This is a genomic window from Thermogutta sp. (assembly GCF_014359955.1).
Classification (GTDB): Bacteria; Planctomycetota; Planctomycetia; order Pirellulales; family Thermoguttaceae; genus Thermogutta.
Genome location: NZ_JACIYL010001040.1, coordinates 1 through 1,259 on the forward strand (window position 1 = coordinate 1; position 1,259 = coordinate 1,259).

General features: G+C 58.3%; 1 protein-coding gene. It reads right to left on the reverse strand.

The window, feature by feature from the left end; translation table 11 throughout:
- A partial coding sequence (locus H5U08_RS19225) for an archaeosortase/exosortase family protein (RefSeq protein WP_297036915.1) occupies positions 1-469 on the reverse strand: 469 nt, incomplete at its 3' end.
- Between the last annotated feature and the right edge of the window lie 790 nt (positions 470-1,259).

Here is a 1,259-nt window from a genome sequence, read left to right on the forward strand (position 1 = left end):
ACACACCCGCCGGCCAGGCCCAGCGGAGGCCTCGCCACCCAAATAAACACAAGACAATCCCCATAAAAGCAGGGATCACAGCCGCAGGATCGACGATCCGCACGTAGTAGAGCACGGAAATGGCTCGCGTGACCCCAGCCAGGACGAGACACATGATCCCGGCTGCCAGGGCGGACGGAGTGACGGCCAGCGAACTGAGGTCACCGAGAAGCTTTCGCCGTCTCCACAGAAGATATCCCGCGAAAATCGGTACCAAAAATCCATGATGGTAGTCGGCATCCTTGGCCCAGCGTTGAACGAGGACGAGGAGAGCGTCCCAGAAAATCACAACCAAAAGAACAAGAAGGCCCAAAAACGCCAACCAAATCCGCTTGTCCGGCGGTTTGTTCGCCACCTGGGCGGATCGATCGTCTCCGGTGTGTTGCATTTTCACGACCTGTGGCTGCACTTCTGTTGCGTTTTGCATCATTTCTTATTCTTGTTCTTGCCGCCTAGACTCAGCCAGCCTCCGCGCGTACTCCGTTCCCGTGGGTTGCGCAGGAGGTTTGCGTAACACAGTCCCGTTTGGGCAACCCTGATGCGCTCGTCCACCGATTGCCGCCGCGACATTCACCGATTCAGTGTGAGCCACACCAAAGCGATCCGGCGCGGCAGACAACTGGAATCCTACGCGGCAGCCAATCCCCGGGCGTCCCCCGATTGGGCTGATGGGTCCGCGTAAATTGGTCGAAATCGCAATCCGCGTGCCCAATCAAATACGAGCTACCTGGCAACGCTGATTCGGGAATGGACTTGCTCGAACCGGCCAGAACCGAGTGCGGCCCACGCCGAGAGCCCGGGAGGAAACCAGGAATGGGCCCAGATATTGCGTTGTTGGCCCGACCACAACCTCCTAACCTAGTCGCGGTCAGGATTCCGCCACACGAGATCCTGCCCCAGCGAGGCCGGCTTTCTCCCGAGCAACTCCTGCGGATATCGGTTCGCGCATCGGCGCGGCGAGTGGCTCGTTGCGCTCGCGATGAGGATAGAACTTGTCGAGACGGAAGTGTCACAGTTCCCCGTTGTCGCAAATCTCTCTGGCGCGGTCGCCCCATTGATCCGGCACTCCTCTGATGGATCGGAACCCCACCCCTTCAAAACCCATGCTTAGAAACCCATTTGGGGGCCATCCTGCCCTGGATTCCCCCAAAACAACGTTACGTGTGCGACGATATCAGCAAATCCAAGCGACGTACTGTACATCCAAATTGCAAAACTTG